Origin of the sequence: Paenibacillus sp. FSL R7-0204, from assembly GCF_038002225.1 — a bacterium.
In the GTDB taxonomy this organism is placed as follows: domain Bacteria; phylum Bacillota; class Bacilli; order Paenibacillales; family Paenibacillaceae; genus Paenibacillus_AQ.
The window spans coordinates 1946544-1962586 of the sequence record NZ_JBBOCA010000001.1 but is presented as its reverse complement, the minus strand read 5'-3'; the positions used below and the strand labels follow the sequence as shown (position 1 = coordinate 1962586).

The following is a 16043-nucleotide window of genomic DNA, read 5'->3' as shown; positions in this document are numbered from 1 at the left end:
ATTTGCACACGTTCCATTTACCACCTCCATATTACAAATTAAGGTAAAATACCTCTACCTACACATATACCACATACAGTAAATTAATTCTATATATTTACATTAATTTTTCTGAGGATATCGGTTTTTTTGTCAAAATATTTCTATTTCTATCATATTTATAGTGTCAAAAAGAGCAGCCTCCTCCAGTTATGGAGAATGGCTGCTCTCTGTTTGTAAAATGTACAATTAGCTGGAGCAGACGGAGAAGCCCTATTGCCCGCGCCGCAGCTGCTGGTTATGGCGGATCTTCGCCTCGTTGCCCTGCTCGGTGGCCTGATAGAAGACCTTGCGGGCGATTGCCTTCGGCAGATAGTCCTGCTTCACATAATGGCCAGGGAAATTATGCGGATACTGGTAGCCCTCATGGCCCAGCTGGGCCGCACCTTTATAGTGCGTATCCCGCAAATGCAGCGGCACCTCGGCCGACTTCAGATCCTCCAGACTGTTCATGACGTTCGCGATAGCGGTCACTACCCCGTCTGATTTGGGGCTCTCTACGGCGAACAGAATCGCCTGCGCGATGTTCAGCTTCGCCTCCGGCCAGCCGTTATTACGGTAGGCATCCAGCGCACTGACCGCCTGGATCATCGCCTGCGGGTTCGCCAGGCCAATATCCTCACTGCTGGCCGCGATCAGACGGCGGATGAAGGTCATAGGGTCCATGCCCAGCTTCTCCACCGCGTAGAGGAACCAGAACAGGGCGGCGTCACTGGAGCCGCGGATGCTTTTGTGAAAAGCGGACAGCACATCGTACTGCGTCGACTCGTCCGCTTTGACAATCGGGCGGCGGATCGACTCCTCCGCCACCGCAAGCGTAATATGCACGCTGCCGTCACGCTCCGGCGCCGTAGTCATCGCCGCCAGCTCCAGCGCATTCAAGGCCCGGCGGATATCACCGTTCGCCATGGCGGCGATATGCAGCAGCGCGTCTTCATCAGCCTTCAGATCCATGAAGCCGAGCCCCCGCTGATCGTCAGCAAGCGCCCGCTTCATTGCGATCAGGCTATGCCCGCTGGTCAGGGACTCCAACTGGAATAAGGTCGAGCGGCTCATCAAGGCCCCGTTCACATAATGGAACGGATTCTCTGTTGTCGCACCAATGAAGGTAATCGTCCCCTTCTCCACGGCCGGCAGCAGCGCATCCTGGCGGGAGCTGTTGAAGCGGTGTACCTCGTCCAGGAACAGAATCGTCTTCGAGCCGTACAGCGCCTTATTGCTCTGTGCGCGTTCAATGACCTCCCGTACATCCTTCACCGAAGCCTCCACCGCATTCAGCCGCACGAATTCACCTTGGGTGTGATGCGATATGATATGGGCCAGAGTGGTTTTGCCGCAGCCCGGAGGCCCGTAGAGCAGGATTGAAGAGACCTGGTCCGCTTCAATCGCCCTGCGCAGCAGCTTGCCCTTGCCTACAATATGCTCCTGTCCGATATATTCATCCAGATTGCCGGGCCGCATCCGGTCTGCAAGCAGCCGTCCGCTCCCGTTGTCTTCACCCTGCGAGAATAGATCCATCCTTACACTTCCTTGCTATCATCTAAGATTTCGATAGAATACATACACTTCTCCTATCATACCATACCTGCACATCACGCAAGTAGAAACGGCTTTGCCGTCCTTTTAAAGGACGGTACCGTTTCAGCGAGAAATAGAAGAATAATTTATAGCGTGAAACATAAAAATTCTTATATTTGAACAAAGAGCATGACCCCGCCGCCACCGGCGGGAGCCATGCTCTTTGTTCTATAATTAGAACTTATATGGTTTTGGGTTTGTATTCAAAATGCCCAGACTAGCGGTTCATCGCCAGCCGTGTTTGCCGCATTTTTGAAATGATCTTGCGGATGCTTTCTTCGGATAAGTGATATCTCTTCTGCAGCTCGTTCACCGAGCAGCCGTTGCTGTGACTACAGAAGATCTCTTCGTTGCGGGCAGCAATCTCTTGCCGGGAGCCGCTGTTCTCGCCCCATCTTACCCGTTCTTCCGCTTTCTTCGGGATGTATAACAGCTCACCCTGTATGTAACCCTGCAGCTCTTCGAGCAGCCCCGGGGGGAGCACATCCTTTCCATTGACGTAACTCACGTTCAATTTCCTCCTTCAACAGGTGTGTTCCGTTCAGTCCGATCACTGTGCTGTTCTGAATAATCATTCCACCTGCCTCCTTTCTTCTCCTCAAATTTGGTAAATTACCTAAATTCATTATATTAAACCCTACGGTTATCGTCTACATTCATTATGGATCAGCAATCTGTCAGTGGTTGGTCAGTGTCATTGTATATATTGTAGTAACCGAAATTACATATCCGCTCGTGTTCGCTCGTTATACATAAGGAGGCCTCGCGGCCTCCCCCTAAACAGGTCTCCGTCTTAGACGGAAACCACCTCGTATTCTGAAAACATATCTTCAGCCTCCTTCCAGAAGTAATCTTGCCCGGCCGGACACTTATTATTAAGCCACAGGCCGCCCGGGGTTACAAGTTCAAGAATAGTTATAATCGTTCTCCACCTGAAAAGCTGGCGCGCGTACTACCCGGAACGAGGAACAAATCGGGAAGAATTCTGTTATTTTTTTTGACGAAAAACTAATTATTAAGTCGATCTGTGTCGAAATATATATCAAAATATCTAGTTACTTCGAGATATGGAAATAAATTTTAAACATCATCCATTCAGAAATTCAGGAGGAACTTCCATGCCAACACCAAAAAAAACCCGAAAGCACCTATTCCGTATCACGAAGCTCAGAACTGAACTGATGCTGCTTATCATTACAGCTATTGTGCTGCCCTCACTGGCTCTGATAGCCATATCAACACAAACCTCAGAATCGGCTCTACGCTCCAAAATGGAAGACACCACACGCTCCAGCATCCACCTCCTGGATAAAACACTGTCGCAGCTGATCCTGCTGGAGAGTGCCGCAGTGAATGAGCTGGCGTACGAGATGAGCAGCACCGGGCTGACGAACAATTCTCCACAGCTGCGCAAGCTGATCGACAACTTCAAGCTGGAGCATCCTGAGGTAGATATCGTGGCGATAGGCAACGAGGACGGGAAATACATGTTCGCGCCGGATTCCAAGCTGGACAATTATGATCCCCGCATACGTGACTGGTACATAGATGCACTTAAGACCCCGGAGACAACATCGGTGATCGATCCCATTTTCTCCAAAGTCACGAACAGCTACATTCTGCCGGTCTCCAAGGCATTTCCGGACGGTAAGGGTGTGGTTACGATCAGCATCAGCATGAAGGAGCTTATGGAGCTGGCGAAGAATGTCAGTCTGGGCGATAACGGATATGTGTTCATCCTGGACGGCAATAACAAGGTGATCTACCACCCTGCCATGGAGGTTGCTTCGGAAGCCACAGGTGCAATGACAGCAGGAACCAAGCAAGGCCCGGCGGGTAAAATCTCCTACAAGGATGCGGCAGCCGATACGCAAATGGACGGATACTACATTACCAATGAGCTGACCGGCTTCACCCTGGCCGGAGTGCTTCCGGAGAGTGAATACACGAAGGCTGTCTACCCGATTCTGTACAAGTCGGCTATCGTTCTCGTGACCGCGCTGCTGCTTGCTGCCGTGATTACCTTCCTGATTATCCGCCGGATTACCGGGGCGGTGGAACGCCTGAACCGTTCGGCCAAACGGGTAAGCGAAGGTTATCTGGATGAATTCGTCCAGACCAGCCGCAGGGATGAGATTGGTCAGCTTGCCGGCAATTACAATGAAATGGTCTCTTCGCTGCGCACCATGGTGCAGGAGGTTGCCGAGACCTCCGGACAGCTCGCCGCTGCCAGTGAACAGCTCACAGCCAGCACGGCTGAGAACAGCAAGGCGGTTGAGTATGTGACGGAGCTGGTGGAGGAATCCACCCGGGGCGTGGAGACCCAGGCGTATGCTTCCGCCGAAGTCGCTACAACGATGGAGGAGATGTCCACCGGCATCCAGAAAATCGCTTCCGCTTCAGAGGCGATTGTGAGCGCCGCTATACTTACGGAAACGGATGTCGCAACCGGCAGCTCCAGAATGCAGGAGGTGGGAGAGCAGATGAAAACAATCCGCGAATCGGTGCAGCAGTCCGGCACCCTGATCGCTGAGCTTAACGGCTTAAGCACCCGGGTGGCTGAGACCAGCACGGCGATCTCCGCCATTGCCAAGCAGACCAATCTCCTGTCGCTGAATGCCGGCATCGAGGCGGCCCGGGCCGGAGAACACGGCCGAGGCTTCGCCGTCGTGGCTGGTGAAGTGCGCAAGCTATCGGAGGCGACGAATAGCAGTGCCGGACAGATTCAGGAGACCATCTCCGAGATGGTGGGCCTGATTGCCAGCGCGTATGATGTGATGAAACATAAGGTAGCAGAGGATGTAGAGCAGGGCATGGTGCTTACTCTGGAGGCGAGCGAAGCCTTCCGGCAGATCGAACAGTCCACCCGGCAGGTCGGCGAGCAGATCCATGAGGTCTCGGCCATTACGGAGCAAATGTCGGCCAGCAGCTCCGAAGTAGCCGCCTCCGTCCAGGAGATGGCCACAATCGCCCGGGCTGCGCTCGACTCCTTCCAGAGTGTAACAGCGGCTACCGAGGAGCAGCTTGCTTCGATGGAGGAGATCACTTCCTCCTCTGCGGCACTCTCCGGCATGGCTGCGGATATGCAGGGACAGGTGGAGCGGTTCCAGTTCGATGCGAAGGAAAAGGCTTAAGGATTCCGGTTACCTATAGTAAAAGCCATCCAGCCTCCACCATCACATTCGCATGCCGCCTGCTTCTGGCGGCATGCGGTGTAATGAGGTGCACTAATGCTCATCATTTCCTCATTTGGCCCGCATCTGATGAATTCAGGTGCACTACTCCTTTTGATCTACTTCCGGTGTACAAAAGAAACCTCTCCTTTGAAATGGCGGATTCCATTTCTTGAAAGAGAGGTTTCTTGCGTTTTTTAAGATTGCACTAAGCCTTAATTCCCTTCAGGCTCCGGCCAGCCGGAGACGGTCTCTTCTCCGAGGAGTTGAACGTAAGGCGGCAATTCGCCGCCCCGCAGCAGCCACAGCTCATGCAGGGCACGTGTGCAGCCCACATACATCAGCTTCGCATCCCAGGCCGCCGCTCCATAATGGTCACTGTCGGCGTCTGCCAGAATCACAGCATCGAACTCCAGTCCCTTGGACAAGTAGACAGGCAGAATCGACAAGCCGCCGCGATATTCCGTGATGCTGCCGTCAATCAGATGAAGATCCTCGAACTGACCGGCGAGCTCAGCGTACAGCACAGAGGCTTCCCGCAGGCTGCGGGTCAATACCGCCACCGTGCGGTATTCGCGCCCGGAGAGCTGCGAGAGCGCGCTCTTGACCGCGCTGAGCCGCTGGTCCGCTGGCGCGGCCGCAGCCGTTCCCGGCAGCACATCCTCCTCATAGGAGATCAGCCGCACAGGATTCCCGCTGCGGAAGACCGGAACGGCCAGCAGCTCACTGCCCACGCCCGCAGACAGAATGCCGTTAGCGAACTCAATAATTTCCATCGTCGAGCGGTAGCTTCGGGTAAGTGCATGATATGCAGTGTGTTGTTCAGCGAACAGCGTCTGCATCTCTCTCCACGCATGCACTCCCTTGTAGGCGTGGATGCCCTGCGACAGGTCACCCAGAATGGTGAAGGAATGTCCCTTCACATACAGATCCAGTACGGCAATCTGGAACGGGGAGAAATCCTGCGCTTCATCGATCACAATATGGTCAAAGCGTTCGGTACCTTCGTTACCGTTCAGAAGATAATGGATATACAGCAGCGGAGGAAGATCCTCTTCGCGCAGAATTCCCTTCTTCAGCTCCTTGACGGTCTCCTTCAGCACGGCAGGCGGAATCTCTTCCGGCGCTGCTGCCGGCCAGTCCTCCGGCACTTTCGCCGCCCGGAAGATCTGCTTATAGATGGCGAGCGGCTCGTACTTCGGCCACTTGGCGCTGTAAGCCTTCTCGCGTGCCGTGCCCTTCTTCTTGCGCTCCTTCAGCGCAGCCGCTGATGGACTCTTCTTAAGCTCCATCTCGATCCAGCGGTGAAGCCGCGCCATCACCCGCTCCTTGCGCTTCGCCGGAGGATACGGCGCATATTCCTCATTGTGCCAGCGCAGAATCACCTGGCGGCTCAGCACCGCCCCGTCCCAAGGGCTGAAATCGCCCTCCGGCACAGCGCTGGTCTCCAGCAGCTTGACGCTGGATTCAATGACGCTCATCAGCACCGTTGATCCCTTGAAGCGCCCGGGGGTCTCCTCCGTGATGACCGGCATTGCTCCCGCCGTCTCGAACCAGCGGCTCATGACCTCCGAAGCATCCTGCTCCGGCAAGTCCACACCCAGTACCCCGGCCGCCCAGTCCGGGAACGTGCTCTGGGCAATATTGCCGACGCCCAGCTCCGGCAGCACATCTGAAATATAGTCCAGGAACATCCGGTTCGGGGCGAAAATGATCATTTTCTCCGCCGAGACCTGCTCCTTGTATTGATACAATAAGAACGCCAGCCGGTGCAGCGCAACGGTGGTCTTACCGCTTCCCGCGACCCCCTGGATGATCAGCGCCGTGTTCTTGGCCGCCCGGATAATCTTGTCCTGCTCCTCCTGGATTGTGGACACGATGTCCCGCAGCCGGTTATCCTTGTTCTCCCCCAGCCGGTAGACCAGGAATTCATCCGATACCGCCGGTGCGTCGCTGTCACGATTATACGTATCCGCCACCCGCTCCAGGACCTGCTTGCGGATCACCACGTTACGCTTGAGATAGACCAGCCCTTCGATCAGCCCCTCCGGCGCTTCATACGAGGCGGCCTCCGTTCCTCCGGTAAAAGAATAAAACAGGCTTGCCACCGGTGCCCGCCAATCAATGACAAGCGGACGGTCGCTTACCTGCTCGCGGTCTACGCCGATTTTGCCGATATACAGTGCCTTGCGGTCTTCCTCGTCATTGCCCTGAAAATCAAGCCGTCCGAAATAAGGCTCCTGCCTAAGCTTGGCAAGATCTTTGCGCCTCTGCTCCCTTGAATCCTCCAGCACTTGCTCCGTATAATCGTGTCCTGTGTAGACCGGAGTTCCGCGCAATCGTTCAAGGGTAGAGTCAATCTCTGTCAGCGCGTGGTTCAGCCTGTCTTCTTCCTCTTGATAGGCACTTTGAAAGTTGTCTTCCAATTTCAGTTACCTCCTAAAAGTTTTGCGGGCATTCGCTTCCTGAATCTCTCCGAGCAAAACTCGCTCCGGAAGCATGCACCTTAAGTTGTGTGAGCAGTCCATCTTATCACAACAGGATAGGGAAAGCCATATATTTCTAGCTGCTGCGGGGACTGCGGATAAGCGGAAGAGAGAAAAGCGCTCCCCCCCTTCCGCCTTTGCCGTTAGCCCATCAGCGCATGCAGCACGAAGTTCGCAATGAACAGTCCGGCAATGCCGTATAGTGCCGGAGGAACCTCCTTGCCTTTGCCGGTAGCCAGCTTCACCAGCGGATAGGTGATGAAGCCAAACGCCATGCCATCCACGATACTGTAGGTGAAGGGAATCATCACCATGACCAGGAACGCCGGGAACAGCTCCGTCATGTCGCCGAGCTCCATCTCGCGCACACTCTGCACCATCAGCCCGCCGATTACGATCAGAATCGGCGCAATCGCGCTGTCCGGCACATAAGCCAGCAGCGGGATGAACAGGAAGGTCGCCCCGAACAGCAAGCCGGTGACGAGTGAGGTTAAGCCGGAGCGGCCTCCTGCCGCAATCCCGGCGGTGGATTCGGCAGCGGCGACCACCGGGCTGCTGCCGAACAGACCTGCCGCGATGTTGGCGAGCGAGAGCGCCCGCAGACTGCTTTTGAAGCGTTCGGGGCGTCCTGCCATCAGCGTCTGGGAAGAGATCAGGCCGATATTCTCAAACACCACAATCAGCAGCAGCAGGAAAACGGCAATCCAGAAGACAAGGCTGACAAATCCGCTCCAGTCCATACTGGCGAACACGCTGCCGTAACCGCTGAACACATGTCCCGGCTCAGTATTCTTCGGCGCATGGGCGGCTCCCAGCAGATAAGCAAGCCCTGTGCCCACGAGCATACTGATCAGCAGCCCGCCGCGCGTACCGCGGATGAACAGCACCAGCGCCAGCAGCAACGTCACCACCGAGGTAATGACCGCAGGATCACTAAAATGCCCGATGGCGACGAAGGTGGTGGCGTGGGCAATAACAATCCCGCTTTTTTGCAGGCCGATGAAGGTCAGGAACAGCCCGATGCCGACGGTGATCGCATGCTGCAGATTATGGGGAATCGCATCGCTGAGAATACGGTAAAGCGAGGTGAAGGCCACAATAGCAAACAGCACCCCCGTCACCACTACTACGGCCAGCGCCTCACGCCAATCCAGCTTCATGGAATGCACCAATGTATAGGTGAAAAAGGCATTGATCCCCATGCCCGGGACGACGATAATCGGCGTTTTCCCGCCAAAAGCCATCAGCAGGCAGCCAGTCACCGCTGTCAGCAGCGTGGCAACCATCCCGGCCCGCAGCGGCATGCCTGCATCTGCCAGGATCGCTGCGTTAACCATTACAATATATACCGAAGCGAAATACGACAGGATACCGGCCGCCCATTCCTGCTTCCAGTTGTCGCCCGGTTCCATTCCCACGCTATTCCGCCAAATATTCGATTTCATGTAACAACCTCCACTTAAGTTCTTCTCATAGGATGTCAATTATATCCCCACAACACATACCGTAAAAATATCCCCACAAAGTGAGGGTTTGCTTCGATGTTTACTCAGGTACTTTGCGGGGGGCCCCAAAACATACCGTAATAAAAGGGCATATAGCCGGAAGCCGGCTACACACCCTTTTACCTGATAGAATTCATTCAAATGTAATGCCGCCTGTTTCGAGCAAATCCCGTACTGTTACACTGACCATAATCAGGCCGACTACAGGGGGTACAAAAGAAGTGCTGGCCGGAGGCTGCTTCGCCTTGCGGCGGTCCGGTGCATCCGCAGGCACGATCTGCTCCGTCACATCTTCACGCGGCTTCACAGGCTTCTCGGTGGAGAAGACCACCTTCACGCCCTTCTTGATGCCTTCCTTGCGCAGTCTGGTGCGGATTACCCGGGCAATCGGGTCCATGGTGGTCTTGGAGATGTCGGCGACCTGGAAGCGGGTCGGGTCCATCTTGTTGGCCGCTCCCATACTGGAGATCAGCGGGATCTTCCGGGCCAGACATTCCTTGATCAGGTGAATCTTATAGATAATCGTATCCGAAGCGTCAATCACATAGTCCAGCTTGTATTTGAACAGCTCCTCATACGTCTCTTCGGTGTAGAACATATTCAGCGCAATCGCTTCGCATTCCGGGTTGATCAGCTTGATACGGTCCACCATCAGATCGGTTTTGTTCTGGCCGATGGTCGTGGTCAGCGCATGAAGCTGGCGGTTGATGTTGGTGATATCCACCGAATCCTTATCAATCAGGATAATCCGGCCGATTCCGGTCCGGGCCAGCGCTTCCGCCGCCATAGCGCCGACTCCGCCGATCCCCAGCACAGCCACTGTGCTGTTCTTCATAATCTCCAGGCCCTCCGGCCCGATCGCCAGCTCCGTACGCGAGAACTGATTCAGCATGATGCCAGCCTCCTTGGGCAAGGCTTCCGGGACGTCCCTCTCCTGGTGCGCCCCGTCAGTCCATAGTTGATTTATTTCTTCTCTTTTTCCGGTTTCGGTGCCAGCTTGATGTGCAACTGCTCCAGTTGTCCCGCATCCACCGGGGATGGGGCATCCATCAGCAGGTCCGTTGCACTTGCCGTCTTAGGGAAGGCAATGGTCTCACGCAGGTTCGTGCGGCCCGCCAACAGCATAATCAGACGGTCGAAGCCAAACGCGATGCCGCCATGCGGAGGCGTGCCGTATTCAAAGGCATCCATCAGATAGCCGAATTTCTCATAAGCCAGCTCCTGCGAGAAGCCGAGTGCATTGAACATTTTCTCCTGAACGTCACGCTTATAGATACGCTGGGAACCGCCGCCTACCTCGTAGCCGTTAAGCACCAGGTCATACGCCTGTGCGCGGATGTCGCCGGGATCAGTGTCGAAGAGATGCAGATCTTCGTTCATCGGACGTGTGAACGGATGATGCTCAGCCACATAACGCTTCTGGTCTTCATCGTAGCCGAGCAGCGGGAATTCCGTTACCCAGGCGAATTTGAACACACTGTCATCGATCAAACCTAGCTGACGGCCGATCTTCAGACGCAAGGCGCCAAGTACATCGGCTACCACCTTCTTGGTATCAGCGGAGAAGAGCAGCAGGTCGCCATCCTCGGCACCTGTGCGCTCCTTCACGGCAGCGATTTCTTCCTCGGAGAAGAACTTCACAATCGGTCCCTTGAACTCGCCGTCTTTGACCTGAATCCAGGCCAGACCCTTGGCGCCGTAACGGGCAGCGTATGGTCCAAGATCATCAATCTCCTTACGGGTCCAGGTGCCGCAGCCCTTAGCGTTCAGACATTTCACTTCTCCGCCCTTCTCAATCACGGAAGCGAACACCTTCACGCCGCTCTCGGCAACGATATCATTCATCTCTACGAGCTCCAGGCCAAACCGCAGGTCCGGCTTATCGGAGCCGTATTTGCCGATCGCTTCGGCATAGGTCAGCCGCTGGAACGGCGCGGATACCTCAACCCCGATCGTCTCCTTCAGCAGACGCTGCATCAGCTTCTCCATCATCGCCAACAGCTCATCCTGCGGCATGAACGAGGTCTCAATATCGAACTGCGTGAATTCCGGCTGGCGGTCAGCGCGCAGGTCCTCATCGCGGAAGCAGCGGGCCATCTGATAATAACGCTCGATGCCGCCGACCATCAGCAGCTGCTTGTAGATCTGCGGCGACTGCGGAAGCGCGAAGAATTCCCCTTCATGCACACGGCTTGGCACGAGATAGTCACGTGCGCCTTCCGGCGAGCTTTTGGTCAGGATCGGCGTTTCTACATCGATGAAGCCTTCACTGTCGAGGAAATCACGGAAGATCTTCGCCGCTTTGGAACGGAGCAGCAGTGTCTTGTGCATCTCCGGACGGCGCAGATCCAGGTAACGGTATTTCATGCGCAGGGATTCGTCTACTTCCACTCCGTCTTCGATGAAGAACGGAGGTGTTTTAGCCGCATTCAGCACTTCAATGTCTGTAATCTGCACTTCGATCTCACCGGTCGGCAGGTTGCGGTTAATAGTCTCCTCATCACGCTTAACCACAGTACCTGTCACAGACAGCACGTATTCACTGCGGACCTTATCGGCAATCTGCAGCGCTTCTCCGGAATAGTCAGGGTTGAATACAATCTGTACAATCCCTGTCCGGTCGCGCAGATCAATGAATAGCACGCCTCCAAGGTCACGGCGGGTCTGCACCCAACCGTTCAATGTTACTGTCTCACCGATGCTCGCTGTCGTTAATTGTCCACAGTTATGGCTTCTGGTCATCTTTTATCCTACCCCTTCATGATTAAAATTACATATGCTCGCCTTTTCGTCTAATTCTGAATCAGCGCCTCTGCCAGTTCGTCCAGCTTCACAGTCCGCTGCTCGCCGGTCTCCATCGACTTCAGTGCGATGACGCCGTTATTCAGCTCGTCTTCACCGAGAATCGCCGTATACCGGGCTGACATGCGGTCCGCCGACTTCATCTGCGCCTTCATCTTGCGTCCCAGGTAATCGCGCTCCGCCGAGAATCCAAGGCTGCGCAGACGGAACAACTGCTTCGTGATCTCCAGATCTGCTGCTTCGCCAAGTGCAACGAAGTACACATCCAGCGGCTTCGCCGCTTCCAGCTCCACACCCTGATTCTCCAGGATCAGCAGAATCCGCTCCAGGCCAATCCCGAACCCGATACCCGGCTGATCCGGTCCGCCGATCTCCTCGACCAGACCGTTGTACCGGCCGCCGCCGCCCACCGTGTCGATGGAGCCAATGCCTGCCGCTTTATACTCAAACGCCGTATGCGTGTAATAATCAAGGCCGCGTACCAGGCGGGGGTTGATGCTGTACTCCACACCCATCACATCCAGGTGGCCCTTCACCTTCCGAAAATGCTCTGTACACTCTTCATCCAGACTGTCCAGAATAGAAGGCGCTCCGCCGAACTTGTCCTGATCAACCTTGCAATCCAGCACGCGCAGCGGGTTGCGTTCCATCCGGCGCTGGCAGTCGCTGCACAGGCTCTCTCTCATCGGTCTCAGGAAATCCAGCAGCTTCTCGCGGTAAGCCGCACGGCTCGGCGCATTGCCGACCGAATTCAGCTCTACCCGCACATCCTTCAGGCCCAGATCAATGTAGAACTGGTACCCCAGCGAGATGACCTCAGCGTCAATCGCCGGGTCTACCGCACCGAAGGCTTCGATGCCGAACTGATGGAACTGGCGGTATCTGCCGGCCTGCGGACGTTCATAACGGAACATCGGTCCGATGTAATACAGCTTGCTGACATCCGGCTCCCCGTATAGCTTGTTCTGGACATACGCGCGTACCACGCCTGCTGTCCCTTCGGGACGAAGCGCCAGATCGCGGTCGCCCTTGTCCTTAAAGGTATACATCTCACCTTCTACAATATCCGTTGTTTCGCCGACTCCGCGCTCGAACAGCCCGGTGTGCTCGAACAGCGGGGTACGAATCTCCCGGTAATTGAAGCGGCGGCACAGCTCTCTTGCCTTGGCCTCCACTACCTGCCATTTCTCTACTGCACCCGGAAGTACATCCTGCGTACCTGTAGGTTTCTCGAATCTTTCTTTAGCCACAGTCTATCCCTCCTGAAAATAACCCCTAAAAAAAAGCAAAAAATCCCTCATCCCTGTTCAATTACAAACAGGGACGAGGGATTATCATAACCAATAATTCACCCGTGGTACCACCCACATTCCGGGCTTAGCAACTTGCTCTGCGTAAGCTCCGCTCTAAGCGGTTAACGCCCGCCTACGCGCAACCGGCTACTGACTGTAGGCAATCCTGCTGCCTGCGTTCGCCGTGCGTTCTCGGGGAGGTCATTCGTCCGTTCATCAACAGAATCCTTACAGCCTTGCGGATCAGCGTGCGGTCCTTCTTACCTGGACGACAGCCATGATCTGCGGGATTCCTCTCTGGGGTTGTGGGTTACGGATTACTTGGTCCCGTCATCAAAACAATATAAACTTACCTATACTGTTAGATTCTACTGAACCACTGCGCTAAAGTCAAGGATTGAATAAAATAAGCTGCCACCAGCGATCCTTCAGTCAAATGGACTGAGATTCCGTTATTGAGGCAGAAAAGCCCTAATCACGTGTTAAAAGGACTCAGATTCCGCTATGTACCTACATATACCTCATTATTCGCTCAAATCAACCTAATAACGGAATGTCAGTCCGCGTCCGCTTCAAAATAACGTTTTTTGGACAAATAGGCGCTTCTCAGTCCGCTTCACTCTGCTGAGACTCACTCATGCGCCAACCCTAAAACAAAAAAGTGACCTGCAGCCGATTGCTGCAGGTCCATCGTCATATATTATAAAAAAGGGGGTCATGCTTCTATTATAAACACGCTATATTAAGGAATCATGAATGTAGTGTTACAGTTGCATTACAGAAAAGAAAGCGTTTCACCAAGCCGTCCAAATCCCCGCTGTTATGCTAATCCATAGGTTACACCATCCCCCCTGCTCCTGTCTACATCTATCCCGCCGTCCTCCCTTTTATGCTGGATATAAAACAGCTCCAGCCTCTCTATAACAGAGGGCTGGAGCTGAAATAAAAACTATATAGATGGAACTTGAACAGGAAAAAGTGGCGGAGGAGAATCTTTTTAATCAAAAATCTCCACATAGGCCTGTTTGCCGCGCAGCACCTCTACAACCTCGTTGTAATGATTCTCGGCAACCTTGAGATCCATGACATAATGCAAGTTCTCCAGGTCAGTGCTTGTCAGTTCATCGCCTCTGTGCACTTCGCCTTCGCTGCGGACTTCATCCGCGCGCACTTCATCGGTACGTTTCAGATTATCGTCCGCCGCAACGGCAGGGACAATAGCCGCTCCGGAACCCATTCCTGTTGCTCCTCCCGCTGCGTACACCCCTCCGGCACCTGTGGAAGCGGTATTCGTGGAACCCAGCGGAATCAGAATATTGCGCCGGTTGTTGACTCCATTATCGAGCGGGTCCGTCAATGCCGATACCTCTACCCCTTCTACACCATAAGGAATTAATGCCGTCTTCGCACCTTCCGCTGCACTTTCTGTACTGAAATAGGCCTGGATTCTTCTAGTCATTGTAAATCCCTCCCATAAAGTTGTATTATGCCAAACGGGTTATGCATGTATTTCATGTATTACAACACCTTAAGCAGCTCACGCACAAAAGCGGGCTCATCCTTGGGTGTGCGTGAAGTAATGTAATTGCCGTCTACGACGACCTCTTCATCCTTGAACTCCGCGCCGGCATTGATCAGATCATCTTTTAGCGGCGGGTAGGAGGTAAGGGTGCGGCCTTGCAGCAGTTCAGCACTGATCAGAATCTGCGGGCCGTGGCAGATAGCGGCAATCGGCTTGCCTGCACGGTCAGCATCCTTCACAAATTGCAGAATATCCTGGTCCAGACGAAGGTTCTCCGGCGATGATCCGCCTGGGATAACTATCGCATCATATTCTTCGGCTGTGACCTCGCTGATCGCTTTATCCGCTGTATAGGATACGCTTCCTTTTTTGCCGAGCAGGGTCTCATTCTTCTTCAGACCGATGATTTCTGCCTGATGTCCTGCCTGTAAAACTTCTTCGTAAGGAACCTTCATTTCAGAATCTTCAAAGTCATTGGCGAGCAGAAAAGCTACTTTACTCATGAGATCCATATCTCCTCTCTTGGCTGCTGTCGTCTCGTCAATCTATTACCCTCATTCCCCCGCTTTATAACGAAGCCTAAGAAGTTCCCTTAAATTCTGCTCCGTACCTATGGCCTCCGCGCCAAGTGGAAACGGCTTTGCCGTCCTTTTAAGGACGGTACCGTTTCAGCGAGAAATAGAAGGATAATGGATAGCGTGAAACATATACATTCTTATATTTTCAAAAAAAACCGCTCCCCGCATACCTTCTCTTCGGTCAGGTACGCGGCAAAAGACCGCGGCCTCTGCGCTGGAGCCCTACCGGCTCCTTCGGGTCTTCGGCTTCCTTGGCTGTCGCTGAAGCTTCAGCCATCGACCCGGCCACATGGGCCTGAATCGTGTTCCACATCCATGCTTTTGGTGCTTGTCTCATTCTGCTTGCTCCCCGCACTTATGAATAATGGTGCATCATTCATAGTCTATCCAGTCAGGGCTGCTGCTATCCGGTTTGGTTAGGTTAACTCGAAGCAAAAAGACCCCACCATGTGGAGTCCCGTGATGTATCTTATCAAGTGGAAACGGCTTTGCCGTCCTTTTAAAGGACGGTACCGTTTCGGCGAGAAATAGAAGGATAAATTATCGTGTGAACCATATAAATTCTTATATTTACAATTAAGGCGGCGTCTGCCGCCTCATTCCTAACCCTTGCTGTCCAGCAGCAGCGTAACCGGTCCCCAGTTGGTAAGGGCGACATCCATCATCGCTCCGAACACGCCGGTCTCTACCTGCAGCCCTCCGGCACGCAGCTCCTGATTGAAGTAGTCGTAGAGGCGCTCTGCCTCAGCCGGAGCCGCTGCCGCCATGAAGTTGGGGCGTCTGCCCTTGCGGCAGTCCCCGTACAGCGTGAACTGGGAGACGGACAGAATGGCCCCGCCGGCCTCCGTCACACTATGGTTCATTTTACCGGCCGCATCCTCAAAAATCCGCAGTCCGGCAATCTTGTCCGCCAAATACTTGGCATCCTTCTCCGTATCCTCATGGGTTACGCCGACCAGCAGCAGCAGGCCCTCTCCAATCGCTCCGGTCACTGCTCTGTCCACCGTAACACTGGAGTTCTTACAGCGCTGCACAACTACTCTCATCTCTTTCTTCAGCTCCTTGCCT

At 54.2% G+C, this 16043-nt stretch carries 12 protein-coding genes; 1 reads left to right on the top strand and 11 read right to left on the bottom strand.

The annotated features are described in order from the left end of the window. Positions 1–252: 252 nt before the first annotated feature. Together MKX42_RS08805 and MKX42_RS08800 are read right to left on the bottom strand one after the other, a co-directional pair. A complete protein-coding gene (locus MKX42_RS08805) occupies positions 253–1557 on the bottom strand; it encodes a replication-associated recombination protein A (protein WP_340752169.1) in 1305 nt (434 codons plus the stop codon). Between the two features lie 277 nt (positions 1558–1834). Continuing rightward, the gene (locus MKX42_RS08800; protein WP_340752168.1) at positions 1835–2125 is read right to left on the bottom strand and encodes a CD3324 family protein; all 291 of its coding nucleotides are present in this window, start codon (positions 2123–2125) and stop codon (positions 1835–1837) included. 610 nt (positions 2126–2735) lie between these two features. Between MKX42_RS08800 and MKX42_RS08795 the strand changes: the two genes are divergently transcribed. After that, positions 2736–4751 (top strand): methyl-accepting chemotaxis protein, encoded by a 2016-nt coding sequence (locus MKX42_RS08795; protein ID WP_340752167.1) that lies wholly within the window; start codon positions 2736–2738, stop codon positions 4749–4751. A gap of 254 nt (positions 4752–5005) precedes the next feature. Here MKX42_RS08795 and MKX42_RS08790 read toward each other — a convergent pair whose 3' ends face one another. The 9 genes from MKX42_RS08790 to dtd all read right to left on the bottom strand — a co-directional run bounded on the left by MKX42_RS08790 (position 5006) and on the right by dtd (position 16021). Further along, positions 5006–7216, bottom strand: coding sequence for a HelD family protein (locus MKX42_RS08790; protein ID WP_340752166.1), 2211 nt, complete (start codon positions 7214–7216; stop codon positions 5006–5008). Between the two features lie 203 nt (positions 7217–7419). After that, positions 7420–8721 carry an NCS2 family permease gene (locus MKX42_RS08785; RefSeq protein WP_340752165.1) on the bottom strand — a complete coding sequence of 434 codons (1302 nt, stop codon included), beginning with the start codon at positions 8719–8721 and terminating at the stop codon, positions 7420–7422. 193 nt (positions 8722–8914) lie between these two features. Beyond that, a complete protein-coding gene (locus MKX42_RS08780; protein ID WP_340752164.1) occupies positions 8915–9673 on the bottom strand; it encodes a tRNA threonylcarbamoyladenosine dehydratase in 759 nt (252 codons plus the stop codon). Between the two features lie 71 nt (positions 9674–9744). After that, complete coding sequence (gene aspS, locus MKX42_RS08775) at positions 9745–11523, bottom strand: aspartate--tRNA ligase (protein ID WP_340752163.1); 1779 nt, start codon at positions 11521–11523, stop codon at positions 9745–9747. 50 nt (positions 11524–11573) lie between these two features. Further along, positions 11574–12833 (bottom strand): histidine--tRNA ligase, encoded by a 1260-nt coding sequence (gene hisS / locus MKX42_RS08770; protein WP_340752162.1) that lies wholly within the window; start codon positions 12831–12833, stop codon positions 11574–11576. 1039 nt (positions 12834–13872) lie between these two features. Continuing rightward, the gene (locus MKX42_RS08765; RefSeq protein WP_340752161.1) at positions 13873–14334 is read right to left on the bottom strand and encodes a hypothetical protein; all 462 of its coding nucleotides are present in this window, start codon (positions 14332–14334) and stop codon (positions 13873–13875) included. A 59-nt stretch (positions 14335–14393) separates the two neighbouring features. Next, positions 14394–14900, bottom strand: coding sequence for a type 1 glutamine amidotransferase domain-containing protein (locus tag MKX42_RS08760; RefSeq protein WP_340752160.1), 507 nt, complete (start codon positions 14898–14900; stop codon positions 14394–14396). 256 nt (positions 14901–15156) lie between these two features. Next, positions 15157–15312: a hypothetical protein gene (locus MKX42_RS08755; protein ID WP_340752159.1), complete on the bottom strand. Its 156-nt coding sequence runs from the start codon at positions 15310–15312 to the stop codon at positions 15157–15159. Between the two features lie 265 nt (positions 15313–15577). Further along, the gene (dtd, locus tag MKX42_RS08750; RefSeq protein ID WP_340752158.1) at positions 15578–16021 is read right to left on the bottom strand and encodes a D-aminoacyl-tRNA deacylase; all 444 of its coding nucleotides are present in this window, start codon (positions 16019–16021) and stop codon (positions 15578–15580) included. Between the last annotated feature and the right edge of the window lie 22 nt (positions 16022–16043).